General features: G+C 50.7%; 24 protein-coding genes. 9 read left to right on the top strand and 15 right to left on the bottom strand.

Annotated features, from left to right (window positions below; all coding sequences use genetic code 11):
* Nucleotides 1–172: 172 nt before the first annotated feature.
* A complete protein-coding gene (locus tag JIG40_RS08245) occupies nt 173–1093 on the top strand; it encodes a chemotaxis protein (protein WP_020328904.1) in 921 nt (306 codons plus the stop codon).
* A gap of 5 nt (nt 1094–1098) precedes the next feature.
* Here JIG40_RS08245 and JIG40_RS08240 read toward each other — a convergent pair whose 3' ends face one another.
* Nucleotides 1099–1470 carry an MmcQ/YjbR family DNA-binding protein gene (locus JIG40_RS08240; RefSeq protein WP_172558508.1) on the bottom strand — a complete coding sequence of 124 codons (372 nt, stop codon included), beginning with the start codon at nt 1468–1470 and terminating at the stop codon, nt 1099–1101.
* Between the two features lie 15 nt (nt 1471–1485).
* Nucleotides 1486–1968, bottom strand: a complete 483-nt coding sequence (locus JIG40_RS08235; RefSeq protein WP_020328902.1) for a MarR family transcriptional regulator — start codon at nt 1966–1968, stop codon at nt 1486–1488.
* Between the two features lie 117 nt (nt 1969–2085).
* Here JIG40_RS08235 and JIG40_RS08230 point away from each other — a divergent pair, with 117 nt between their 5' ends.
* Both JIG40_RS08230 and JIG40_RS08225 read left to right on the top strand, forming a co-directional pair.
* Nucleotides 2086–2982, top strand: a complete 897-nt coding sequence (locus JIG40_RS08230; protein ID WP_199465127.1) for an EamA family transporter — start codon at nt 2086–2088, stop codon at nt 2980–2982.
* A gap of 207 nt (nt 2983–3189) precedes the next feature.
* Complete coding sequence (locus JIG40_RS08225; protein WP_061055362.1) at nt 3190–4206, top strand: GGDEF domain-containing protein; 1017 nt, start codon at nt 3190–3192, stop codon at nt 4204–4206.
* Nucleotides 4207–4298: 92 nt separating this feature from the next.
* On the opposite strand, the gene JIG40_RS08220 is transcribed toward JIG40_RS08225, so the two are convergent.
* Nucleotides 4299–4877 carry a hypothetical protein gene (locus JIG40_RS08220; protein WP_154183131.1) on the bottom strand — a complete coding sequence of 193 codons (579 nt, stop codon included), beginning with the start codon at nt 4875–4877 and terminating at the stop codon, nt 4299–4301.
* A gap of 158 nt (nt 4878–5035) precedes the next feature.
* Here JIG40_RS08220 and JIG40_RS08215 point away from each other — a divergent pair, with 158 nt between their 5' ends.
* Nucleotides 5036–6550, top strand: a complete 1515-nt coding sequence (locus JIG40_RS08215; protein ID WP_075990017.1) for a DUF3612 domain-containing protein — start codon at nt 5036–5038, stop codon at nt 6548–6550.
* 272 nt (nt 6551–6822) lie between these two features.
* Here the strand turns inward: JIG40_RS08215 and JIG40_RS08210 are convergent, their stop codons facing one another.
* Nucleotides 6823–7257, bottom strand: a complete 435-nt coding sequence (locus tag JIG40_RS08210) for an Mpo1-like protein (protein WP_199465126.1) — start codon at nt 7255–7257, stop codon at nt 6823–6825.
* A 35-nt stretch (nt 7258–7292) separates the two neighbouring features.
* On the bottom strand, nt 7293–8654 hold the full coding sequence (locus JIG40_RS08205) for a diguanylate cyclase (protein WP_055452052.1): 1362 nt from the start codon (nt 8652–8654) through the stop codon (nt 7293–7295).
* A gap of 134 nt (nt 8655–8788) precedes the next feature.
* Here JIG40_RS08205 and JIG40_RS08200 point away from each other — a divergent pair, with 134 nt between their 5' ends.
* Both JIG40_RS08200 and JIG40_RS08195 read left to right on the top strand, forming a co-directional pair.
* A complete protein-coding gene (locus tag JIG40_RS08200) occupies nt 8789–9403 on the top strand; it encodes an alpha-ketoglutarate-dependent dioxygenase AlkB (protein ID WP_199465125.1) in 615 nt (204 codons plus the stop codon).
* A 113-nt stretch (nt 9404–9516) separates the two neighbouring features.
* Nucleotides 9517–10626, top strand: a complete 1110-nt coding sequence (locus tag JIG40_RS08195; RefSeq protein WP_199465124.1) for a DUF3541 domain-containing protein — start codon at nt 9517–9519, stop codon at nt 10624–10626.
* A 64-nt stretch (nt 10627–10690) separates the two neighbouring features.
* On the opposite strand, the gene JIG40_RS08190 is transcribed toward JIG40_RS08195, so the two are convergent.
* Entirely contained in the window at nt 10691–11608 is a 918-nt protein-coding gene (locus JIG40_RS08190; protein WP_199465123.1) for a DMT family transporter, read from the bottom strand.
* Between the two features lie 92 nt (nt 11609–11700).
* Here JIG40_RS08190 and JIG40_RS08185 point away from each other — a divergent pair, with 92 nt between their 5' ends.
* On the top strand, nt 11701–12597 hold the full coding sequence (locus JIG40_RS08185; protein WP_158129424.1) for a LysR substrate-binding domain-containing protein: 897 nt from the start codon (nt 11701–11703) through the stop codon (nt 12595–12597).
* Nucleotides 12598–12712: 115 nt separating this feature from the next.
* Nucleotides 12713–13876: a GGDEF domain-containing protein gene (locus JIG40_RS08180; protein WP_199465122.1), complete on the top strand. Its 1164-nt coding sequence runs from the start codon at nt 12713–12715 to the stop codon at nt 13874–13876.
* Here the strand turns inward: JIG40_RS08180 and JIG40_RS08175 are convergent.
* Nucleotides 13873–14166 carry a hypothetical protein gene (locus tag JIG40_RS08175; protein ID WP_020328889.1) on the bottom strand — a complete coding sequence of 98 codons (294 nt, stop codon included), beginning with the start codon at nt 14164–14166 and terminating at the stop codon, nt 13873–13875. The two genes, JIG40_RS08180 and JIG40_RS08175, sit on opposite strands and share 4 nt — an antisense overlap.
* Before the next feature lie 202 nt (nt 14167–14368).
* On the opposite strand from JIG40_RS08175, the gene JIG40_RS08170 reads away from it, so the two are divergent.
* Nucleotides 14369–15217, top strand: coding sequence for a pirin family protein (locus tag JIG40_RS08170; protein ID WP_047460924.1), 849 nt, complete (start codon nt 14369–14371; stop codon nt 15215–15217).
* Nucleotides 15218–15367: 150 nt separating this feature from the next.
* On the opposite strand, the gene JIG40_RS08165 is transcribed toward JIG40_RS08170, so the two are convergent.
* From JIG40_RS08165 to JIG40_RS08130, 8 genes are all read right to left on the bottom strand, one after another.
* Nucleotides 15368–16054 carry a response regulator gene (locus tag JIG40_RS08165; protein WP_154183115.1) on the bottom strand — a complete coding sequence of 229 codons (687 nt, stop codon included), beginning with the start codon at nt 16052–16054 and terminating at the stop codon, nt 15368–15370.
* A 282-nt stretch (nt 16055–16336) separates the two neighbouring features.
* Nucleotides 16337–17737, bottom strand: a complete 1401-nt coding sequence (locus tag JIG40_RS08160) for an ATP-binding protein (RefSeq protein ID WP_154183113.1) — start codon at nt 17735–17737, stop codon at nt 16337–16339.
* Complete coding sequence (locus JIG40_RS08155; protein WP_233975914.1) at nt 17737–18477, bottom strand: protein kinase family protein; 741 nt, start codon at nt 18475–18477, stop codon at nt 17737–17739. The genes JIG40_RS08160 and JIG40_RS08155 overlap by 1 nt, the downstream gene beginning before the upstream one ends.
* Before the next feature lie 53 nt (nt 18478–18530).
* A complete protein-coding gene (gene tssM, locus JIG40_RS08150; protein ID WP_199465121.1) occupies nt 18531–21941 on the bottom strand; it encodes a type VI secretion system membrane subunit TssM in 3411 nt (1136 codons plus the stop codon).
* 12 nt (nt 21942–21953) lie between these two features.
* Complete coding sequence (gene icmH / locus JIG40_RS08145) at nt 21954–23174, bottom strand: type IVB secretion system protein IcmH/DotU (protein ID WP_199465120.1); 1221 nt, start codon at nt 23172–23174, stop codon at nt 21954–21956.
* A 4-nt stretch (nt 23175–23178) separates the two neighbouring features.
* Complete coding sequence (tssK, locus tag JIG40_RS08140; protein WP_041943237.1) at nt 23179–24504, bottom strand: type VI secretion system baseplate subunit TssK; 1326 nt, start codon at nt 24502–24504, stop codon at nt 23179–23181.
* A 10-nt stretch (nt 24505–24514) separates the two neighbouring features.
* A complete protein-coding gene (tssJ, locus tag JIG40_RS08135; RefSeq protein WP_172571623.1) occupies nt 24515–25030 on the bottom strand; it encodes a type VI secretion system lipoprotein TssJ in 516 nt (171 codons plus the stop codon).
* Entirely contained in the window at nt 25027–26016 is a 990-nt protein-coding gene (locus JIG40_RS08130; RefSeq protein WP_158129431.1) for an FHA domain-containing protein, read from the bottom strand. The genes tssJ and JIG40_RS08130 overlap by 4 nt, the downstream gene beginning before the upstream one ends.
* Nucleotides 26017–26020: the final 4 nt, after the last annotated feature.

Raw genomic sequence — 26020 nt, 5'->3', positions numbered from 1 at the left:
TTCTAGCTACAATTTAATGAATCTTTGTTATCGGTCGCTAAAGGAATTGAAACGAAGTTGTATAACTTATTGAACAACTTCTCACTCAATAGTAAAAAAGCGCCGTTACCGTTGCTGATACGATATTTTCGGTTAGTATAGTTACTCATGCGTTTAGATTAAGAATTTCGTTATGGCTAAAACCATTAGTAAGGCAAATCAGTCACAAGGCATGCTGATGTTCACGCTGAACATGCAAAAGCAGTTGTTTGCGATTGGTACACTCAAAGTACGAGAAATCGTTCCTTACTTGCCGATGACTCAAATCCCCTACTCTCACCACCACGTTGTGGGCACTGTGACTATCCGCAATATGACCGTGCCTGTCATCGACATGGCTGCGGCGATTGGTTTTCGTCCGATTGCTCCTCAAGAGTACAAAAACAGCTATCTGATTGTGACGGACTGTCTGCGTACCGTAGTAGCATTCATGGTGCGTGGAATTGAGAAGATCATCGAGTGTGACTGGCGTTCGATTGAATCAGCGCCGCCAACCGCCGGACGCAATGTGTTCGTCACTGGCATCACCCGTTATCAGGAGCAGATTGTTCAACTGCTGGATGTGGAGCTGCTACTGTCAAAAATCTATCCGCAGTATGAATCGACCAAAGTGCCGATGCTGACTGACGTTGAACGTGAACGCTTGAAAGCCCTGAACATTCTGTTGGTTGACGACTCATCGATTGCACGCAAACAACTGGCGGATGCACTGGATCGCATTAATATTCCGTATCAGATCTGCAAAAATGGTCTGGAAGCGGCAGATTTAATGAAAAAGCTGGCTGGCGAAAATCAGGCGATTGATATTTTGGTGAGTGATATTGAAATGCCCGGTCTGGATGGTTATGAGCTGGCGTTTGAAGTGCAGAACGATCCAAAACTCAGCCATGCATACTGTATTTTGCACACTTCTTTGTCGAGTGAGATTTGTGTCGACCGCGCTCATCAGGTGGGTGCGCATGAAGCGCTGGAAAAATTCAATGCAACCGAGCTGATCGAAGCCATGCTACGTGGCGCGAAGAAGCTTGAAGCTCAGCGCCACTCACACGCGTAATGCATTCAGCCTTGCAAGGTCAGGCTTTGCAAGGCTTCTCTATCTGATTTCTTCAGTTTGCTGACCACCAGTTGGTAGGAACGCAGACACAAATCTTCAATCATTCCCGTATCAACATCGCCTTCTAAATCGACCGAAATCCAGTGACGCTTGTTCATATGATAGCCCGGACGAATGGATGAAAACTGACTGGTAAGTACTTCGCCGTCCTGCGGAGTGCATTTTAGTGTCACGAAGTACGGCGCGCGCTCCTGAGAGACATAAGCAAACATTTTTCCGCGAATCTTATACACCAGTGGATCAGGGCCAAACGGATAGCACGCTTCCGACTGGAGCAGAGAATCGAGATAGTCGGTCAGTTGTTGCAAAGTCATCATCACGTACTCCTGAGATTATTCGAAGCTAGAGAGCCAAAATTTCAACAACTGAGTGAGTTGCTGCTGATCGTCACCCGACAATCCTTCCACCAGCTTTTCCTGAATTTTCACATGCTCAATCACCAGCTCATTGACCACGTCTAAACCTTCATCACTGAGCTGAACTTCAATACTGCGACGATCCGCGGTGCTGTGCAAACGGTGAATCAAACCTTTTTGTTCAAGCTTATCAAGGCGATTGGTCATCGCACCGGACGTCAGCATCATCGAAGCAAGCAACTCCGACGGAGTCAGGCGATAAGGTGCTCCCGCTCGCAATAAGGTGGCCAGTACATCGAACTCGCCCATTTTCAAACCGTAGCGCTTATGAACTTCCGCAACGGCAGTTTCCAGGTGTTTGGTCAAACGCATCATGCGTCCCATAATGCTCATCGGTAACGTGTTGAGCTGCGGCCGTTCTTGTTGCCATTGTGACAATACGCGATCAATCGCATCCATCAGTGTGGGTTCTCCGTCTGTGTTTACTGACAAAATACTTTAACATAAAGATACTTTACAAAAAGCATTTCTTACGATAACTTTCTGCTCAGATATCTCAACATAAAGATACTTAACATGAACATTTTAATTGCCATGATACCTGCCTTCTTTTGGGGAACCACCTACGCGGTGACCAAATACACCCTAGCGGACTGGCCTCCGCTACTGCTCGGAGCCATTCGAGCGCTGCCTGCTGGCCTGCTGCTGCTGGCTCTGCGCCCGAGCCTGCCGGAGAAATCCAGTTGGCGTCCACTGCTTACCATTGGCCTGGTCAACATCGCTGCCTTCTTTAGCCTCATTTTCGTGATGGCCCTGACCTTGCCTTCCGCTATTTCAGGTGTGGGCATGGTATCGGTGCCCGTATTCGCGATGTTTTATCACTGGCTGGTCAGTCGTCAGCGTCCATCGTCAATTCAGTTGCTCAGTGGCGCGGCATTGATTGCTTTGGCTTGGTTCTTGTTCGACCCGAAATCGCTCAGCCTCAATCCTTTGGGTTTGATGGCGATGCTGGCCGCCATTCTGTGCATTATCTTCGGCTCAACTCTGACCAAGTCGCTCGGCGGCAAAATCCACTGGTGGACAGTGCTCAGCTGGCAGTTGATCATCGGCGGTGTGGCACTTGGTCTGGCGGCTCTCGTGCATGCCTTTTTCTCGCCTCAGGTCTACATGGAGACACTGACGCACATCAGTACACGTAACATCCTGGGTTTATTGTGGATTGTGCTGCTCAACACAGCGCTCGGCTACGGATTGTACGTATGGCTCTTGCAAAGAATGTCGGTGGTGGATTTCACGTTTGGTGGCATTGCCAACCCGGTCGCCGGGATCGTGTGTGGCGGTTTATTGCTGAATGAGATTTATCGCCCGGATCAATACGCATTGATGGGAGGCATGATTGTGATGTCTTTACTGCCACAAGTGGTTGCTCTGATCCGTCAGCGCCACACTATGCGCGTGGTTTCTCAGCAGTAGTCGTTTTCGACCGGTGTGACGTCACACCGGTCAAGCTTTGATTTAGCGTCACGGCATCGCAATGCGTGCGTTTTATCACAGAGAGCGACGATAGTGAGAAAAACGTTCAGATAAACCACAATTTCAGTCTGTTTTTTGCGGCGCGAAGCCTCGAGATCCGCTAATCTTAGCGCATAGAGTTTAGGTGCCTTTTAGCTTATCCCAAGAATGACTGACGACGACTTTAAAAAATCCACTTCTAACTTAAAGAAGGCCGTTCCGCTGATGATGAAACATCACGTTGCGGCTACTCCTGCGAATTACGCCCTTTGGTACACCTACGTTGACAACACCATTCCTCAGCTCAATCAGGAAATGGATGTTGTGCTGGATAACTTCGGGCTGTGCCCGCCTGCATCCGGCGAATACATGTACAAGCAATACATCGCGACCAAAGCCGAAACCAGTATCGGTGAACTGCGCGCCAACATTGAGCTGCTGGTTAACGAAGTGGCAAGTTCGATGTCGGACACCATGACCGATACCACCGCTTTTGAAACGATTATTGACAGAAGCTTTAATGATCTGGAACGTGTCGAAAAAGAAAATCTGTCGATTGAAGAAGTGATGTCGCTCATCCGTCAGTTGGTCAGTGAATCTCGCGATATTCGCCACTCGACCCGCTTTCTTAACAGCCAGCTGAAAACCGCGAGCCAAGAAATCACGCGCCTCAAGACTCAGCTCGCGGAAGTACAAAAAGACGCGCTGTTTGACACTTTATCAGGGCTATACAATCGACGTGCGTTTGACGATGACATCAGCGCTTTGCTGCACGCACAGCAGCCGATGAGCATTGTGCTGCTCGATATTGACCATTTCAAAACGTATAACGACGATTTCGGTCATCTGTTTGGTGATGCGGTGATCCGTGCAATTGGCAAGCGCCTCCATTCCAGTTGCCGTGAAGGCATTACCGCCTATCGCTTTGGCGGTGAAGAGTTCGCATTGATTGTGCCCAACAAGTCGCTGCGCAGTGCTCGCCAGTTCTCTGATGCGCTGCGCCGTACGATTGAAAAGCTGAGCGTGCGCGATCGCCGCACCAGTATGCAGGTAGGCAACATTACGGCGTCATTTGGTGTCGCAGAGCGCGACCCTACCGATACCGTTGAAACGCTGATCGATCGCGCCGACAAGATGCTCTATGAAGCAAAAAATCTTGGCCGAAACCGTGTGATGCCCATTTAAGTTCAAGGCAGATTTAACATTTGCCATGTGCAAAATAGAAAATCCTCCCAATGGGAGGATTTTTTTATGGAGAGCGTTTCATCAGGATGGCTTTACAAATTAAAGCAGTAGTTCAGGTAGTAATCTTCGCCGCTTTTTGCGGTGTATTCTTTGTCTTCACTGCATGCCTGAGGTTTACCACGTTCATCACCTTTCACCAAACTAATCCAGTGACGCATCGCTGCGGTTGGCGTGGTGTTGTCACCCATCTGTGTGAAAGTGGTACAGGTTTCTAACTGAATATCGTCAATCTCTACCAACTCCACACAGCCCGTGCCTTTCTGGCAACCCAACATCACATCCACATGGCAGCCGTTACCATCACGGAACAGAATCGAACATGGGCTATCTTTGCCACCCGTGAATGCCACAAAGTGTTTCGGATGTTTCAGACCGCTGTGACGTCCATCTTTGAAGTAAGCGAGAACGTGGTGGTAATCAATCACGTAACTGGTCACTTCCTGATGGGAACCTGTTTCCAGCGGGAACAAACGGTCGAGCAGTTGTTTCGCTTTCAGCTGTTTTTCACGTTGCTGGTTTGCGCTGATTGTCTCGACGGCGAAGACTGCTTCAGCGATAAAGGGTTTCTGTTGTTTTTGGATTTCTGTTTTATCGAATGTCAGCATATTCATCGTCTTTCCCTCATGGATAACATTAAATTTCGTCCTAGAGCAAATAATCCAAACTTGCGTTTAATTTTCGTTCAAGTTTGTGACTTGCTTAATTTGTAGACTAGCGGATTTTTAACTACAATTTCACAACAAAAATTTTACAATGTGAATTTTACAAAATGGCCGTGTCAAAAAGCTTAGTCAGACAGTCTCATTTTCTGGGAACGAAAGTGAGAAACCTTAGGAAACGCAACCACTTAACGATGGAAGATCTGTCGGCGCGTTGCATTCGCATTAATCCGGAGTACGCACCCTCGGTTTCTTACTTATCGATGATCGAACGGGGAAAACGGGTTCCGAGCGTCGAAATGTTGGAAGTGATCGCCGAAGTGTTCCAAAAAGATCCGACTTGGTTTCTTGACGACGAGCCAGAACAAGCCGACATCACGCCAGACAAAGGCAACCGCGGCGGTATCAGCGGCATGGCGCTGGAGCCGAGCTTTCTGTTTTCCAATGACATCCTGCAAATTGCGATTCCTGAAATGCTGTCACAAACCGGCATCACGGGTCGCCAGTTCGCCCACCTCCTCATTCGTGCGCATCAGGAAAGCCTGCAAAACCACTTTCCAGATCTGGAACGAGCCGCGGAAGATGTCGGCCTGAAACGCCTGAATCTGGCTGTCGAAGATCTGTTTGATATCGCCAAAAGCCTTGGCCTCAACATTCGTTGGGTACAAAGAACGCCACACGATGTGGTCGACGAACTGGGCGTCAGCGCCAAACAGCTTGTGACCTCGTTCTTTGAGCCGCCAGGCACCATTTATCTCAATGAGATTCTACGCAACTACCCGACGCGGCTTAAATACGATTTGGCGGTGTACATCGGTCACAACGTGCTGCACAGCAAAGACGGTCTCAAGAGTGTACTGTCGGTCGGTCACACTCAGGGTTGGGAAGAGCAGGACACACAACCGACTTCGGAGCTCAACTCTCAGGACATTTTGCAGGCGTGGCGCGACTTCGAATCGAGTTTCTTTGCCGGTGCTTTGCTGTGTCCGAAAGTGCCGTTTCGTCAGTTGCTTGATCGCAACGGCTATGAAATCGACGTGCACAAGAAAGCCGGCGTCTCTCCTTCGGTTGCGATGCGCCGCATGACGGTGGTTTCGCCTTATCCGCACTGGCACTACTTCGACGCGTATGGCGAAGGCAAACTGAAAGCTGTCTATCGTGGCAACGGCATCCCGCTACCATGGGGTAACATGCGCAAAGTGAACGACCCTTGTCAGCACTGGGCGGTATTTCGTCGATTGTCTGAACCGCAGGATGGCAGCTCAGCTCAGATTTCGATTCTCAACGTGGGAGATGAACCCAGAATCTATTGCTGTGAATCGGTGAATATGATTGATCCTGCGGGCAACAACCGAGTGTTGTGTGCCGGGATTGACCTCAACCCGGCGATTGCAGCACAAGGTGGTGATGCCCGCTCGATTGCAGAAGAACTGAAAGCCTCTTGCGTCAGCCAAGGCGGCAGTACCGTGATCCCTCGTCACATCAAAAAAGATCTGCTGACCATTGCCAAGATCCTGAACATCAACTGGATTGAGCGTGGCATTGAAAATGATGCGAGGCTGATTTGTTCACGCGGAGCTGTGTGTCCACGAAAGCCGAGTTGTTATGAGAAATGTGGCGGATAGCAGGCAGAAAAAAAGCCAATCGCAATACTCGCGATTGGCTGATATAGATGTGAACAAGAAGGTTCACTAACAACGTCAGTTGGCTAGGTGACCCTCGGCTTAAAAGGGTCGAACTATACAATGCAGATAGCGTGCCAACTTTTATTTTTACTGAAACACACGCTTTCTGGACAAATTTTCATCAGTTTCATTACAACAGATATCATAATTGAATTGCAATTTGCGAATATATGCAGATTGCAAATGTTATATGGGATTAATTGGCCAGCATGTTAATGCTTATAGAACACCCAGATTCGCCCAATTAATAAGAATTGCAGATCACTCAGAAAGGAAGGTTTCTTGCCTTCAATTTTATGGCCAACAAACTGCGCTATCCACAGCAGTACGAACAGAGCCAGTGACAGCGGCAATAAAGGCAATGCCATCAGTTCCACACTCCAGGCCAACCCGATACAGGCCAGCGTAAAGCCGAGCATCATCAGAAAAACGGTCATGGATAAGCGGTAGTAGAAACCAAGAACCGGCACCGCAACCAGCCAGATACAGTCAACGCGCCATTCCATTAACGGTACCGCAGGCAGCGACCAGATAAGGCCAACAATAGAGAGGTAAATCCCGGGCACGGCCACACGGTGAATTCTTTTGTTGATCGGGTTTTGATGGCTGACAGCATACGCATCCAGCCATTGATTTAGCGTTCGCATTATTCATCCTTGAACAACGGTAGAGGAAGGCTCAGTCAGCGATGTGTCTGACGCCGTTTTACGGCGTACATGCGTTCGTCAGCCAGTTTGAGCATGGCATCGATATTTTCGATGTCCGCGCTATAAATAGCGTGGCCAATACTGATATGTAAATCAATCAGATGCCCTTCGTAAATCACCGGAGTGTGACAGAGTGCGGCGTCTATCGCGCTGACAACGGTTTTAATGTCCTCTTCCACAATCCGCGGCAGCAGCACCAGAAATTCATCGCCGCCGATACGCGCGATCACATCTGAACCACGCAGCACAGATTTCAACCGTTCAGCACACGCGATCAGAACCTTATCACCAGCCGCATGACCATAGGTATCGTTGATGAGTTTGAATTTGTCCAAATCAATATTGAGCAGAGCAAAGCTGTCGTGATTGCCAGATTTCTTGGCGTGGTCAAAGAAACTCTGCATGGTGAACATGAAGTAGCGCCGGTTAGGCAGGTGCGTCAGTGTGTCATGCATTGCGCGGTTGTGTGCCGTGCGATAAAGGCGATAAATCACCACAAACGCAATCGCGAGTAGCGCCATCACCGGATAGCCGACCAAACGCACCAGATTGACTTGATACCAGGGCACGTTGCCCAGCATTTCGTGCTTCTCAGCGGCGGCAATCGCCCAGCTACCATAAGGGAAATGCACGGTCTCTACCGCAAACGCGTTATCAAATGTACTCTGCTTACCGTAGAACAGGTCGCCATTCATGCCGGTGCTGTCGATACCACGAATCGCAAAATCGTAGGTATACACAAACGACTCGATACCCGATGCCAAAAACAGTGATTCCCAGTCCAGTACAATGCTGCACACACCCCAATATTCCTGATTCATCGGCGGGTCAGTAAAAATTGGAATACGCACGATCAACGCCCGCCCGCCCTGTACCAGATTGACTGGGCCAGCAATGAAAATTTGCTTGGCAGTCCGGGCTTTCACGATGGATGCCCATTGGCTGGGTACTGTTCGATAGTCCAGCCCCATGGCGGCTTTGTTCTCGTCGTAGGGGAAGATGTAACTGATGACATCATTCGGTGCGAGACCAATCACTTTGAGGTGTTTACCTTCACGCAGGATGTGGTTGGCTAATTTGTTCCAGTCCCGCACTTTAGAATCAGGGCGCAGAGTGACAAGAGTAGACAGGCTATTCGCCACATAAATATCAGAAAGGATAGAGGCTTCCAGTCGAAAACGGATTAAAGAAAGCTCTTCACGTGCATGAGACTGAAGTCCGTCCCGAATGTACGCTATTTGATGATTGTTGAGCGCTTCTATCAATCCAATGCTGGAAAGAATAAACACGAAAAAAAGCACACGAATAGACTTTCTCTTGCCTGAGGTTTGACTCATGCAACCCCTCTCTTTGCCTGTCGTCTTTTGCGCCAGGTTCTGGTATTTAGTGTATGGCTTGCCGCTATTTACTTAGCATAACCAAAGTAAGCAACAAATCTATAATTAAATAACAACATTATTGATATAAGTTTATGGAATCTGAAAACTTCAGTCTGTTCGCCGATGAACCACAATGGCTCCCCATCACAGATGGTAAATTGCTGTGGGTCGAACACTTTCTGACTCCGACTCAAGCCGATCATGCATTTTCCGTTCTCACTCAAGAGCTGGACTGGCAACAGGAAGCGATCACGCTGTTTGGCAAGTCGGTATTGCAACCCAGATTGCAAGCCTGGTATGGCGATAAAGCCTATACCTACTCGGGCCTCACCATGCCGCCCAAAGTCTGGACACCCATGCTTGCCGACCTGAAGCAGCGCTGTGAATTGCTGGCTGGTCAGGCGTTCAACTCGGTACTGGCTAACTTATATCGTGACGGCCAAGATTCGATGGGCTGGCATCAGGATAACGAACCCGAACTCGGCCAACAGCCCGTGATCGCTTCACTTTCTCTGGGCGAAACCCGACGTTTTGTTTTACGCCACCTGCACAGCAAAGAGAAATTTGAGCTGCCACTCAGCCACGGCTCTCTGCTGATTATGGCAGGTAATACTCAGCATTTCTGGCAGCACTGCGTGCCCAAAACCGTGCGTACGCTGGAACCGCGCATTAATCTGACCTTTCGCCTAGTACACGGTGACGGATGATGGGCAGAGTCCCATTCCGCCGATTTTTCACACAACACTGACCCATTGCTCACACGAATACCGCCACCTTGGCCTAATGTGTTACGTTATCTTTGGTTAACTCTCGGTTCACTATGTCGTTACGTAAAACCAGTCTGGCGCTCCTGATAAGCAGCGCTCTAATCCTGCCGTTTTCTGGCTTGCAGGCGCAGCCGGAACCCGTTACGGCATCAAACAGTTACACCTATACCGCCGACGTCATTCGCCATACTTACGAAAGCCAGCTGTATACCCTACCCGCATTTAAAGAAGGTCATTACGGCTTACGCATGTACCGACAAACGCTGGATAAGAAATATGCCGCCGCAATCTGGAGTGACATGGCCCGCGTCGCAAGTCGGCTCAACTACTTCGCCGCGGAAGTGAACACGCCAGAGCAGATTTATCTCTATTCTCAGCAAGAGCTGGCAGACTATGCAGACGAAACTGACGAGCGCTCTAAACTGCGATACACCGTGACCAAACATATGCCTGAATATCTTTATCTCGGCATCGATCTGCTCGGTTCGATGGCGCGGGCGAACGAATATGGTCTCAAACACATTGACGATCAGAAGCTGCGCGACGTCATTCGCCGCTATGATTTTCGCAAGTACGCAACGGACAAGCCGATGATTGAAGCTTGGGCAGCGCAGCTGGCGAATCAGGTTTATTGGCTGCGTCAGTTGGGAGAGCAGGATGTGGTCAATGATTTCATTCAGGCATTTCGCGATACCTACCCGGATAACAAAGATGCGGGTTTATCGAATCAGCAGTACGGCAACAAACTTTATGGCATGACGCACATCATTTTCGCCGATTCGGAATACTATCAACACGCCGTCAGCGAAAAACAGTATCAGTGGATATATGACTACTACCGCGCCAATATCGACACCATTTTGCAGCGCGCGAAAGAAGACATCATTGCAGAAGTCGGTATTTCGTTCCTGCTCGCAGGGCTGGAGGACGATCCGGTGGTTGAGAAGACCCGTCAGGCAATTCAGAATGCGGTCAACAAAGACGCAGGCATGGTTCCATCCACTACGGGCAGCACCGATGTATCGGAAGGTGAGCACCGCAACGTGCTGGCAATTATGCTGCTGGACTGGAAGGGTGTGAACGAAGCGCCGACCATTCAACACCAACCCAAAGTATTTAGCAGCCTGCCCTACGGTTTGGTTGCCAACACCCCATCAGAATAAAAAAGGGGCGAAAGCCCCTTTTTTACTACCATGACACCGCTACTCCGCAATCCCACTCAAAACCCTACGAGGCCGAATGTAATCTGTGGCTCGCCGCGTGCCACAGCTTAGGCAGCAGGCTGGTGCTGACGGTCGCCACCACAATGAGCACAAGGCCCAACTGCTGCGCTGCGGTGTAGCTGACATTGAAAAACAGCAGCTGCAACGCCGCGGAAAACAGCAGGTTGGTGAAAATCAGCGGAGCCAACTGAGACCCCGACTCTGCCAGTCGGTAGGCCTTCGCCCGAAAGACCTGAGTATTGATCACCAACAATGAGACCACGACCAGTGTTGCAACCGTGAGCAGCAGGTAACGGTCCATCGATAAGTCGAGCGCAGAATGCCAAGGCACCAGCGTCAACATCGGGAACAACATGGCCGCTGCCATGGTGAAGCTCCAGACATTGATCTCGACCGAACGTAAGCTGCTTTTCGACGCTTTATAGAGGCTCAGCTGTGAACCTGCATTAAATAAGCCCGCGAACAATCCGGCCAGCAATTCCGGCCGCCACTCCATTTGCGTGACATCGCCAGACAGCATCACCACCCCCGTAAAGGTCGCGATTAATCCAGCCACCGTCACCCAAGGCATCCGCACACCAAAAATCAGTTTTTCTAACAACGGAATGAACAAAGGCCCGGTACTGAACAACACCACCCCTTCCACTAACGAGAGATGCTGCAGAGAATAGATAAAACACACCTGACACGCCGCCAGACACACAGCCCGCGCAGCCAGAGGCTTCAACATCGCTCGCTCCGGTATGCGAAAACGGCTGACTGCCAAAAACGCCAACAAAATCAAAGCAGGAACCGCAAAACGCAGAAAGCTTAACAGGCTGATGGGGACAACGGTGGTCAGATATTTGGTCAAAAGCCCCGTGACAGACAAACTGGCCGTCGACGACAACATGAACACTACAGGCAATAGTTTATTAGGCATACAACACTCCTTAACTTGCGCCCTATGTTACGTAAATGACAGCACAAAGAATAACGAGTAATATTGACCAAACCTGTTAGGAAAACTTACACATGCGTAAACTCATCCCACTCAAATCGCTCTACACATTTGTTGCAGTCGCCGAAACAGGCAGCATGACAGAAGCCGCCCAAGTTCTGAGTGTCAGTCATTCAGCGGTCAGCCAGGCGATAAAATCGCTGGAGAGCCAACTTAACCAGCCGCTGTTCAATCGGGTGGGTCGTTCAGTCACACTTAACAGTGCTGGACAAAAATACTACCGTAAAGTGGCCCCGGCGCTGGAACAGATTGTCGATGCCACAGAATCCATGCTGGTGTCGCACAACAGCAATCGCCTGACTCTGAATATGATCAACTCTCTGGCGCTTCACTGGTGGATCCCCCGTGTGCCGACTTTTCAGGCGTTTGCCCCCAACGTGGATATTCGTATTTCAACGTTAACGGGCGCTTTCTCACTTGAGGCAGAAGGGGTCGATGTGGCCTTAATCCACGGTTTTCAGCGGGAGTGGCAGGGGTATTACTGCGAAAAATTGGCCGATGACGAAATCGTACTGGTCTGTCACCCTGAACTATTGAGTGAGCGCAACATGACGACGGAGCAAGTTCTTGAGTGTTATCCCGCAATTGTCGCGGCCAACCCAAGGCGCCAGAGCGACTGGTCGATTTGGTGCGAGGCCAATAAGTTGCCACAACCCAAGCAGCAAAAAAACCTGACCTTTTCCACATCGGCTCAAGCCGTGCAAGCTACGATACGAAAGCTCGGTGTGTTTGTCACTCACCGCCAGTTCGTGCGTGAAGAGATTCAACATGGTCTGCTGATGGAAATTGGCCACAGCACACTCCATCCGGAGCAAGCGTTTTACTTTGCCTGCCCGAAAGACAAGCTCAAACTGGAAAGCGTTTTACTACTGCGTAAGTGGCTAAAACAGGAGTTCAGCCAGGCTCAGTAAAGAATCTTTTGAAAACATTGAATTAGGTCACAGGCTTTTTTTCATACTTTGCTTCAGACAAAAAATTCTTAACTAGACTGTACTCGAGCGGTTTTATATAAAGGATGAGACAGTCATGAACAGTCTGGTGGGACAACAACTTAAAGAGATGGCCAAATTGGGCCGTCTGCGTAAACAAAAAGTTGTCCTGATTAGTTCTATCATCACTGCGTTAGTGCTGAGCCTGAATGGCTATCTGTTGTTGGTTGATAACCAGTTGGTGTACAGCCTGTTTAATCTGGCGTGTGCTGCTGCAGCCATCGCCAATATGATTTACAGCCGCTATCGACGCTCCGCGCATGCTGACCTCATCCTGACCAGTTTGCTGCTTACGCAAGCAATGATGCTTCTGGCACATGGTGACATTGAAGGCAGCAAACTGTTTTGGGTCTACCCGATTGTTGCCACCATCATCTTTATCAACCGTTTCCATACAGGTCTCTTTCTGAGTATCGGTTTTTGCATGCTGTCGATATTGTCGATATACAGCAACCGGCATGCGTCAATAGGGCCTGATACCATGGCGTCTGACTACTTTGTCATCAGCCTGATCTCGCTCACCGCAATCTGCAATACCTCAGCCTATTTCTATTCCAAAGCGGTACGCTACATTCATTTACTTTATCGAGAAGGGATTGAAGAGCTGGCCTATACTGACCAGTTGACCGGCCTTGCCAACCGTTGGAGCTTTGAAAATTGGGCGACCGCAAAACTGGCAGAGCCGCATCCTCACTCACTGATTACCGCACTGGTATTTCTCGATATCGATAACTTCAAAGCCATCAATGACAACTACGGGCATGATGTCGGCGACCGGGTGTTGAAGCATTTCGCCCAGCGACTGAAAAACAACGTGCGCCACAGTGACCGCCGAACGGAGCGCCATGACTACTCAATTGCCCGCTTTGCCGGCGATGAGTTCGTGTTGCTGCTTTATGATGTGAAGTCTTTACAAGATCTCGACAGCATTCTGCACCGCATCAGCCATCTGTTTGAGGAGCCATACAAGGAAGGAGACACGAAATTATTGAACAATCTGACGGTCAGTGCCGGGGCTGCGCTGTTCCCGCTTGATGCGGATAACTTAGAAGAGTTGACGCGCTGTGCTGACAAGGCCATGTACGCAGCGAAACATGGCGGCAAAAACCAATACCGCTACTACCACAACGTCACCACGCACCATGATGAAGAAGCCGAGCAAGAGCTCGCTCAATTCACTCCCGCGAAAAACCAAAGCTAAACATCCATATACATCAGCCACAAAGCGATGATGGCGAATACCACCAGCCAAATGGCGTAACGAGCCGTATTCGGCTTGTTCTCTTTCGGTTTGATCACAGGTCGCATCGCAGCGCGACGTGCTCGTCTCGCCACTTCAACAATCGACGGCTGTTCCTGCTCATGCAGCTCTTCACGCTTCTTCTGCGCACTGTTGGCCGCACGGGTAAAGCGCTGCAACTGGTCCAGCGTCATGTCATCATCCGGGTTGTAGCGCGGATTCTGGTCGGTGTGTTTGGGAAGCACAGCCATCGTGACCTCCTCGTCAATGAATTCATCTGGTTAAAGTATAGACCAACTCAATTAGTCCGTTAGTGGGTCACCTCGCATCTGTCTTGACCGACTGACTTTTGGTATTGTTCAAAATTCTTGAATGACTGCCTCAAATCCGCCCCCTCTTCTTTCGTCAGCACTCAACTACAATTCACTCATGTTCCACCAACGGAGAAGAACAATGAGCAAAGTAAGAGAAATTCGTCAGCTGATCCCGTCGCAAGCGACTTCTGACGGCGATGGCGTGAAAATCCGCCGCCTGGCAGGGTTCAATAATGCGAGCTTCTCACCGTTTCTGATGGTGGATGAACTCAAATCCGACGAACGCAAAGACTACGTGGGTGGATTTCCTCCTCATCCGCATCGCGGTATCGAAACCTTGACCTACATGTTGCAAGGTCATTTTCAGCATCGCGATCATATGGGTAATGTGGGTGAACTGCGCAGCGGTGGTGCACAATGGATGGCGGCAGGACGTGGTGTGATCCACAGCGAAATGCCAATTATGGAAAACGGCGATTTGCACGGTTTCCAGATTTGGATCAACCAACCGGCGCGCGACAAGATGATCCCGGCCAGATATCACGACTTTCAGCCGGAAACCATCACCGAGCATCGCAGCGAAACACTCGGTCTGCTGCGTGTTCTGGCGGGCGATATTCGCGCCAACGGTGAAGCACTGCAAGGTCCGCTGACTCAAACTGGTGTCCCTGCCACCGTTGCCGATTGGCAGGCTGGCCCGGGCAGTGAGCTGACTATTGAAACCGACGAAAACCACAACATGATGCTGTACGCCTACAAAGGCAGCATCAAAGCGGGTGAACGAGTAGTTATGCAAGGCGAAATGGCATTACTGTCCAAAGGAGAGACGGTGTCTCTGGTCGCCAATAATACCAGCGGCGTGCTGATTTTCATCGGTGAACCGATCAACGAACCTGTCGTACATTACGGCCCGTTTGTGATGAACAGCATTCAGGAAATCGAACAAGCGATCAACGATTACAACGCGGGTAAGTTCGAAAGCTATTAATTGATGAGATTTGAGCCCGAATTGGGCTCATCACTGACACAAAAAGCGAATAATCCACTGCCATTCCTTTTTGTCTTTCTGCCACACTCGATGAGTGTGGCATTTTTCATTGTCGGTTTGTTGAATGAGAAACTGAGCAGTTAAAAGGGGTCATTCAACTTTGTAGCCAACACCGTAGATGGTGTGAATCACATCTCCCGAGCAATTCAGCTTTTTACGCAAGTTACGCATATGGCTATCGATGGTTCGGTCGTTAATGATCCGATCATCCGTGTAGCACGTCTGCATCAGCACTTCCCGAGAAAAAATGCGGCTTGGCCGAATCATCATGGTGTGCAGCAAACGAAACTCGACCGGTGTCAGATCAATGCCTTTACCATCAGCAATACATAAAAAACGATCCATATCGAGCGTAATCGTCCCGTAGCTGATCATCCGTTCGTTGCTGTGCTGACCTCCGTTGTTTTTCTGATTCTGAACCCGGCGTAATATGGCGCTGACCCTAGCGACCACCTCGTTGGGTAGAAACGGTTTGCAGACGTAATCATCTGCTCCAATATTCAAACCTTTTAATCTATCCGCTTCATCCACTCGCGCAGTGAGCAAAATGATTGGCACTTCATTCCCCATGGCTCTCAGTTGACTACAAATCGTAAATCCGCTGACTTCCGGTAACATCACGTCAAGAATGACGAAGTCGGGGTTCCCATTGGTGATTTCGGCTACCGCATTTTTTCCTGAAGTGATGATGCGGCATTCGTAATCGTGTTTTGTCAGGTAATCTGACAGTATTTCTGCAATTTTTATTTCGTCTTCTACAACATAGACAAGCGCCATTCTTATTATTCCTGTTTAATCAGTGAATGTTTTGTGGCGTCTTCAGAATCAATTTTTATGGTTTTCTACAGATTCCGATCCGCAATGCAACGGGCAAGCTTAACACTGTTAACATTGTTAACAAAGCCTTGTGAATCAAGGGCTCGACTCACTTAAAAGCGTAATCCAAGTTGCATAGGAATCTATTTTCTTAATAAAAAATGGTGTCTGATCCGCAAAAATGGCTGTGACGCAAACCATTTCCATGCGCACTTTCAGACTTCTGCCACACAAAACACACAATCAGTTTCTTGGCAGTTCCACCAACACATCCAAACCACCACAGTCTGATGGCATGGCTCTTATTGTTCCCTGATGGGCATCAGCGATGTTTTTACAGATAGCAAGCCCCAGTCCGGCCCCGTTGTGCGCGCGATTGCGCGAACTGTCTTCACGATAGAGCGGGTCAAACAGATACTGGCAGTTCGCTAGCGAGACACTCGGCGCTGAATCACTCACTTTGATCACCACGTGCTGCTTGGTCTGATACAACATCACCTGAACCACGCCCGGTGCATCGGTATAGCTCACCGAATTACTGATCAGGTTCTTCATCAATTGCAGTATGCGTGAGCGATCAGCCGACACCATGGCGGACTGGCCAGCAAAGGTCATGGTCAGTCCCTTCTCTTCCGCTTTCCACTGCATGGCATCCACGGCTTCACTGATGACATCAAACAGATCAACACGCGCAAACTCGTAACGCAGACCGCCGATATCCGACAGAGAAAGTTCGTAAATATCCTCAGTAAACTTGCGTAACTGGTCGACTTCTTGCTCGATTGAACGTAAACGTTCCATATCGAACTTGCGTACACCATCTTTGATGGCCTGAATCTCGCCCGTCAGCACAGTGAGTGGTGTGCGCATATCGTGAGAGATGTTAGCCAGCCAGGTTTTGCGTGACAGCATGGAGCTGTGCAGTATGTGCGCCAACTGATTGACATCCCGCATCAGGGTACCGATTTCATCCTTAGAGTCGTCCACCAGATGAATGTCGTAATCCCCGCTCGACATGCGATGAATCGCGCTGATGACTTCACGCGTACGGCGCAGCAGGAAAATCGACAAACCGTATGAGACCATTGAAATAACGATTAGGCTGATCCCTCCCAACCACAAGCTGCGTTCCAACTGAGTCCGCGAAACCTGTGTCTCCATCGTATCTTTGAAATGACGTACCGGAAGACTCTTCAGCCAAGCGACCGTTTTGCCTTCAAAACGCAGCGGCACCCGCACCTCATTCGGCTGATCATTCGTCAGCAATGAAGCACCCGCGATAAAATGACCGTTGAGATCGAACAGCGCCGCACTCGGTGCTCTGGCGCCGGGCAACGGTTTGTTGGGAAACTTATTCAGGTTGGGACCTTGCGGATGTTTCGGAAAACTGGCCAGGATCGCGCTGACCTCATTCTTCGGCATCGCACGAATGTTTTGACCAGACAGCACATACAGATCGACCAACTGAGGTGCCAGCATCTCCAAGCGAGTCTGTTCCAGCGCATTGGTATAATCGAAAAAGCCTTGCTCGTAACTCCAACGAGCCATGATGAGCATGGCCGCGGTTAATGTCAGCATGGTGGTCATCAGCACCAGTTTTAATTTCTGCAGGATATTGAGCCGCTGCCAGATTCTGTTAAACATTACTTCTCCGTTGCGCTAACCGTTTCGCTGGCGGAAGACCACTCCGTCAACGCATCCGACTCCGCGCCTAAATCTAATCTGATAGCCGAGATCCACTTCGCCAATATCGTCTTCACGTCATCCGGCATTCCCCAGTCCGTTGACTTAAGTTCTACCAGTTTCAGTAAGCTATTCACCGTCAGACATTCATCGAGGCTGTCCGGTTCACACAATAAGGTGATACATATCAGCATGGCATAATAATCGTGTTCCAGCCGGGCCAGCGGGCTGGGCGTTGGGTAATGAAAGCTGGGCGTGAACTGCAGCATACCGCGCTCTTTCCATGGTTCACCCACTCGCCGCGCATTGGCAAAGTCCACCAGACAAGCATGCAGAGACGGCAAACAGAGAATGTTGCTGGGTTTAATATCGCCATGCACCACATGCGCTGCATGCAGTTGACCGATATCTTCAAGCAGCGTTGGCAGACTCTGTGACAGCCATTGACGGCGCTGCGTTGTATCCAACGTTTTCCAAAACAGAGCCGCTGGCTGTCCTTCCAGATAGCTGGTGATCAGAACCGTATTGACGGCGTATTTGTTGAGAGACAAAGTTTCGTGAATGGGAATATCGAGATGGCGCAAACGCATCAACCACAACGCTTCCCGTTGCAGCACATAGGCATCTTCCACCGTTTCACCAAATTTCACCCGCCATGCCTGCTGATCATCACGCACCAGCAGGCAGCGGCGCCCCAGCATGATTCGCTCCCCTTGGGGGAGCAAACCATCCAGCCATGTTGGTATCAGGCTACTCATAGTTCGATTGGAATGTTCAGGCCGTCAAAGAAACGGGGGGCAAACGGCTGCTCCGCACTTTTCGACTTAATCTTGAGGCTGACTTCGTTGCTGTCTGACTGATAGCGCCAGGCCACATCATCACTGCCCACCACCGATGCGCTCTGCATCTTGTCTGCGACCCGGAACCAGCTCCATTCACCACTCAGCTTCTCGCGGGTTTCTGCCCCTTTATCATCTTTGGTGATGATGGCGATGTCCTGAGTTTGGTTAGCCGGGATCGGCCAACTGAGCGATTGCCACAGCAGCGGACCATTGCGGTATTCAAACAGTTTGCTGCCTGATTCGAGAGTAAATCCGGTCAGATCCGGCGACATCTTTTCCGCCCGCAGCAAAAACTCGACGCCGACACGCCCATCAATAAACAGGCCACTTTGCATGCGTTTGACCGCATCGCTGAACGGTTGATAAGAATCGGACAACGGCAGCATCTGATTGACGATAAAGCCTTTCAGCTGAGTTTGACGGCCATGCGTCAGGTCAAAGTAGGCAGCGTATTTCTGCGCAAACTCATCAAACTGACCGCCGGATTTAAAGAAATCCGCAAAATCGGCCAACGAGGCATCGAACTCCGCTTTCTTATCAAACGGGTAACGGCCGGCAAAATGACGCACATAGCCGCCGTACAGCACGCTCCAATCGTTATTGATCACCGTTTTCATCGCACTTTGTGCCAATCGGTTAGTCGTTCGCGCCACGCCGCGCATCAATACCGGCAGAACGGGATCATTGTAATCTGCCGCCAGTGTATTGAGCTGGGCCAACGGGTTATTGGAATCGGTGTTTTGCAACTGCGCCAGGAAGTAGCTGCCGCGATCCTGCGTTTCTTTGGACTTCTCTATCCAGTCACGGGTTTGTTGCAACTGTGCCAGCGCAATACTGAGTCGGCTTTGCCCCGCTTCGTTCACCGCCACCAGTTGATGCATCGCCTTGAACGGCGCAGCAATCGATGCACGCACGCGTTCGCTGGTATTGCTGATCGCGGTCACGCTCGGTTCGCCCTCTTCCGTCTGTTGCTCTTTGGCTTCACGGCTCTCTTTTGGCGCGGGTTCGCCTTCTTTCTTCTGGCTCAGGTTGGTATGCACCGCGACCAGATTGTAGAACTGGCTGAGCGGCGAATAGACCGGATCGACCGTCATATCGATCTGTTTGCTGATCTCACCCCATCCAGACACTTCCACCCATCTGATGTTAGCCATCAAATCCTGCCAGTATTTGACGTAATCGCCGATATAGCGTTCACGCAACTGGCGGTTGATGCGGTTCATTTCAGCATCACCGCTGATATTGCCCATCACGCCTTCATAAGATTTGATCGCTTCTGACGCCAGCTGAAAGCCGGTTTCGTTGTACAGATCTTCAAAGCCTTCACGGGTAAACAGATACGGAATCAGATAGCCGGTAAAGCCAGGCTTGAACTCGAACACGTTCTGATAGGACGGATTCAGCTTGGTGCGCATATCCACACGGCGTGAAAAATCCGGGTGCTGCAAAATGTGCTGATAGAGCAGTTCACTGATGTCGTTGGCAGACAGCGACTTACGCACCAGCGCCAGCAGTTCAGGTTCCGATTCCGGCGGCGTGGCCCCACTGCGGAACAGATCTTCGGCCAGCAACTTAAAGCGTTCGAGCAGTGCGACATCGCCTTCCCCTTCCTCTTTGAGCGAAGTCAGGTAGTAATTGACCAACGAATCGACATCATCACGATGTTTGCTATACAGGATCTGATGATAGTTCAGCAGCTCCAGCATTTTCACTTTGTCATCCAGAGAGTTGTAGACAAACAGATCTTTGAGGATGTAATCGCGCATCAGGGTCAGCAGTACGCTGCTCAGCTCTTCATAATACGTTTGGTGGACGAAGCGTCTGATACTCGAATCCGGCAGCCAGTCACTGACATACCAAGGACGATGCTGTTTGTTGTACAGATTGTTGATGTCTCGCAGTTCCGACAAACTGAACACGGGCGATGAGAGATCATCGGCGACAATCGTATCCAGTTTCAGATTCTCTTTGTATTGATTCAGTTTAATCAACGCCTGATTGTCCAAGGACTGCTGATAGTCAAAACTGGCCTTTAACATCCACAAAAAGCCACCAAACAGCAGCAATAAGCCACCAAAAATCGCAACTCGAGAAGCACGGTAACGCCACTCACGTTGACGGTATACACCCACTAATGGCGCTTCTTTAACAATACAGCTGCGAAACAGATTCTTGCCAAACAGGCTCGGGCTGGAGGCGTGTTGCTGCATACCGGCCAGAGATTCAAAGCCGAGATCCGAGGCGTGCATGTAAGTCAAAATATCAGTGGATTCCCCTTCCCCGCCGACGTTGACGAAGAAGAAGCCACGAAAATGCAGCGCAACTTCATCAAACGCATGCTGGCTGAAGGTGAGCGACAAAAAGTCTTCAATGTCGTAGCGCAGAGCAGAGAGCTGGAAAATGCCCGCCACCGAAGAGGCACGAAAATCCGCGTGTAACTGCTGTTTGAGTGATTCGCTGGCCGTGATCGCCAAGCGACGGGTCAAATCGTCAAACGATTCATCAAACCAGTCTTTATCATAGCCTTTACCTTCGTCAGCCGGACGCAGAACACCAAAAGGCTGCTCACGTGCGGCTTCATCCAGCGTCGAGAACAACTCACAGAAATCACGTACGGCGGCCATATTGGTAAACACGCAGTAGGTCGGTAGCGACAATCCGGTACGTTGGTTCAAATCGCTCAGCAGCGTTCGGTACTGCTGGCTGAACTCGCTGGCCGCAATTTCGTTTTTCTGTAGCAGATGATCGAGATCGACTGTGCACAGAACACCATTGAACGCCTGACGATCGCGCTTTTTCATCAGCAGTTCGCATACCACATCCAGGCTTGCCTGACGGGTAGCGAGCGGGAAACTCATATCAACTGACACCAGCACCGCACTGTCGGAGACCCAAAAGCGCACCGCAATCAAGTCATCCGGTACAGGTTCTATGGATTCCACACTCTCAAAGCCCATCTGTTGCAGCCAGCGAACGTCAGAACTCACGTCCGCCGACACATGCACATACCAAGGCACATGATACGGGTTAGAGGTCACCTTACTGTGCTTTTTCCAAATCAGAGCAAAGCGGTTCTTGAGCACACGTTTACGCCACTCGTCGTGCTGCTTGAGGGTTTCATCCACTTTCGGTCGACGCAAGTACGCGTATGTTCCCCATCCCACCAGCGCCAGAAACAGCACAATCAACGCCACTTGCAGAGCCACCGCCCACCACGGCGTCAGCCAGTAAGTACCGGTCAGCCACAACGAGAGACACGTAATCAGTCCAACCAGGAATGTCGCCAGCGTTGAAAAGAGAATGGCTTTTTTCTTATCCATCATGTTGTTTACAACCTAATTGGTGTCAATGAGTAAAAAGGCATCAGAAATCCCCGCACTTTTGGCGGTGGAGAGCGTTTCAGTCGCGGCCGATTTGGTCGCATAATTTTCGCTCACGACCCGATAACGACCGTTAGCCGCTTTTACCTGAGCACTCGGAACGCGAGATTTATAACGGGCAATAAACTTCGCCGCATCACTCGGATTATTAAAACTCGCCAGTTGCACTAACCACTGGCGGTTGGCCGCAGACTTATCGGAGACCGTTGATGCGGTAGGTTCGGCCGCACTATTAACGCTGGCCGTGGTTGGATGCCAACCTTCTGATTTCATGTCCGATGGCGTGCTGTCGTAAACATACTCTTTGTCCTGCACGCTGCCTTTGCTGTAATACGTTTGGGTATACTGAGTCAGTTGGGTAAAGGGCAGCGCCTTTTGCGGCGAGGTCGCCTCATACCAGTAGCGTAAACCGCCCCAAACCAAGGCAGACATGACCACAAACAGCGCCACCGAACGCCACACGCCAACCGGTTTTTTCGGCCGTTTGGCGTGACGAGCGGCAACATCGTCTGCGGCCACTGGCGCCAGACGTTCAGCGGCCGAATACGCCACCGGTTTGGCAAACACCGCCTCTTCCAGACGTTTCATCAGCGCGGTCAGTTGATCCTTGCCTTTGGTGCGATAGCGACCACGAAAGCCCATCTTGAGCATGATGTAGATCAGCTCCAGCAGATCGACCAACAGCACCGGTTGCAACAACGCACGCTCGGCAATGATGTAAAACTGCTCACCGCCGTTTTTGATGTTGAACAGTTCGCTGACCAGCGTTTGATTTTCCCACCCCGCTTCATCGCCCCACGATGAGTGCAGGATCTGTTCATCGATCATCACGGCAAACAAAAAACAGGTTTTGTCCGCCACCGAAGGCGGATAATCCAACGCGGCAATGCGATATTTAAGCTCGGTGATCGCGTGCTTGATGCCAGAACGGAACGTGTAAAGATCCGTCGGGCATTGCATGCGTTTGACCGAGATGATCAGCGACAGCAAGTCCGAACTGACGCGCAGGATACTGTTGTCAAACAGTTGCCCCTGCTGCTGAGCCATGCTGTAGCGCGCATGGTTCTTGAGCATATTGGCGTTACTCAGACGAACGGACTTTGCCGGCTGACTGGACGCAGGCGTCGGATCATTGGCGGCGATCGTGACGGTATCTTCATCGAACAATTGATTCATTGCTTCAACCCAGAGCGTAGAGCTTAATGGAGAGATCCGGCACACGACTGTCGACGTGCAGCGCGATCGGCTCGCGTTTGGTTTTCAGTTGTTGCCAGTACTCATGGGCGGTATCGATTTCGAAATACGCCACATCCGCCTGCGCTTTCAGCTCATTCGGGGCAACCGGTAACACCTGAATCGGCACGCCGGACTGACTGTTGCGCACCAAGTCGGCAATCTGGCTCAAACCACTCAGCGTGCACGCGCTCGGGAAGACCTGCAGCAGCGCTGCGGTACCAATCGACGCATGCACCGCCATGACAAAACGGCGGCCTTCGATCTGATTGAGGTTCGGAATCGACAAACGCAGCAAGCGGCGACGCTCGAACAGGTTGGTATCCCAGCTGAATTCCGTCACGTTGTCGCTCTGGACCATCGACAGTTTCTCGCGCAGTTGGGCAAACACGCCCGCAAAGCCCTGCTTAAGATCATCACGTACCAGCGGTTCCGGCATGGCCGTCATCGCTGGTTTAAAGCTGTCGAGTTCAGCGGAAAAGCTCACCAGCCCTTCGTACAACGCATCGACGCTGGTCTGTGGCTGTTCAAGCGTCAGATGCAGCCATGGCAGCCAGCGGTTTAACGTCTGTAACCACAGAAATTCGCGCATCAGGCTCAGATCACTTTTGGTTTGCTGACCCGCACCAATGCGTTGCACGACACTATTGGCGCGGGCTTGAGTCAGGATGAAAATCTCTTTCAAACGCTCTTTGAGCAGTTGCGAGGCGCCGTAGTGGAGACACGCAGGAATAAAGCTGCGGTCGAGGATGACCTCCCCGTTTTCCTGCCGTTCCAACACTTTCGCCACTGGCAGCAAGGCCAGCCCCGTCACGTCTTCACCTTCGAGTACCAGACGGATATTCGGCTCGGCGAGCTCGGCTTCAATTGCGCTCTGCACCACATCACTGGCATCAAACAGGTTAACCTGTGACACCACGTAACGGCGCTTGTCTGCACGGCTGCCGTACTCATTTTCGCCTTCCACCGACAACGGCAACGCCAGATAGACGCGTTGGTTTAGGGTACCTTCCGGAATATCCAGCAGCAGCTCTTTGACACAATCAAACAGCGTCCCTTCCGGGAAAATCCCCTGGCAATGCACCACACCAAACTTGCCTATCTTAAGGTAATGATGATCAAGCTCCAGCGCCGAAACACCAAAACCACTGCCCTGTGAAGACAGGGCAACATATTTCTGAATGTACTGATGCGTATGGCGGTCCTGCTGCTGAAAATGCTGCGGGGCAATAAACATGCCCTCTCTCCATACGACTTTACTCTGGTGTTTCAAATGACACTCCTTAAAACACGTTCCACCACGACTTGCTGACCGGTTGAGTCAGCTCAACCTTCTGCTTCGTGATGTGGATATAAACTGGGTACTCTTCGGGATCGCTCACCAGCGCCAGATACGCTTTGGCGGTCGCGGTTTCGTAATGTGCAAATTCGACCAATACGGCGATAAAACGGCTTTGTTGCTGGACATCCAAGGTCAGGTTGCGCAACTCTCCCGGCAGGACAGGCGCGAGTGTCTGCAAATCCACCAGCGAATCGGCCAGCACGCTCTGATCCGCGTTGTACAGGCTGATGAAATCGGCTTTCTGGAAATTGCCGGCATCCTGCAGCTGATACACGCGTACGACCACCGGTCGCGCTTGTTCATCATCAAACACATTGATGTCTTTACTCGCTTCGACCACCAGCGGCACTTTGAGTGTGGGGGCAAACGTGGTGGTTGAACTGCTTGAACTACAAGCACTCAGCACCAACGCGCAGCAGCCGATTGCCGCAAGGCGAATCATGTTCAGCCAGCTCATCGTTTCTCTCTCAGGGCTTCAAATAACAGGGAGGAGAACTGACGGGAAAACTCCCGACGCTCGGTTTTGCGCTGGAACTGTTTCTTATACAGCGCCCAATATTTTTTATCTTTGTTACCCCAGCCAGAAAGATAGTCGTTGAACTCCTCTTCCAGATGGCTCGGGTTGAAATTGTCGAGGAATTTTTCCAGTGTCGATTCGATGCAGGTCATCAGACGTTCACGGTCAATGCCGCCCGCCACGCTCAGTTGTTGCTGTTTGAGCATCGAACTCAGCTGTTCAATGCTGTTTTCCAGTGACTCTATCTGACGATGATCGCTGACCGTCACACTGTGCTGCGTGGCAGTATTGTTATTCTGGAACTGAGTCGCTTCGGGCATCAACACAATCTGTTCGGTGGTGTCTTCACTTTGGCTCTGCTCCAGCACCCAACGCTCATCGTCTTCAAACGGGTCGTAACCATACAGGTCATCGCCCAGCACGTTCTCCGTCGAAAACGGCGTCTCGTCTTGCACCTCATCCTGAATCTCGTCCAGATGCGCAAAACCAAACGTGGTGTCCTGACTGTCATCCAAGACCGAGCTGGCCGCAAACGGCGAATCGGCGGCGCCATTCTGGCTGGCCGTCTTGGTGTCTTCGCTCTGTTGTGGCGCGCGCGTAAACAACGCATCCATATCGCTGACCAATAAGGTGTAGGCCCCAATCACTATCCGGTCACCATCGCTGAGGCGCTGCGATTCGCCTTTGCCCACCAGCACATCGTTGACAAATACGCCGTTGGTACTGCGGTCGATAATTTGGTAGCCGCCTTTCGGATGCGGTTGAATGTCAGCGTGGACACGTGACAGTGTGCGCTGAAAATCCGGCAACTGAATGGTGCACTCAAACGAGCGTCCTAACGTGCCGCCACTGACCGGCAGCGATACCTGACGGCTGCCGATTTGTTCATCTTCAGGAAGGTCGATTATCTGAAAACTGATCGTCATAATC

Source organism: Vibrio sp. bablab_jr001 (assembly GCF_016464285.1).
Lineage (GTDB): Bacteria > Pseudomonadota > Gammaproteobacteria > Enterobacterales > Vibrionaceae > Vibrio > Vibrio fluvialis.
The sequence above is the reverse complement of the archived record's forward strand: the minus strand, read 5'-3'. Positions and strand labels throughout refer to the sequence as shown.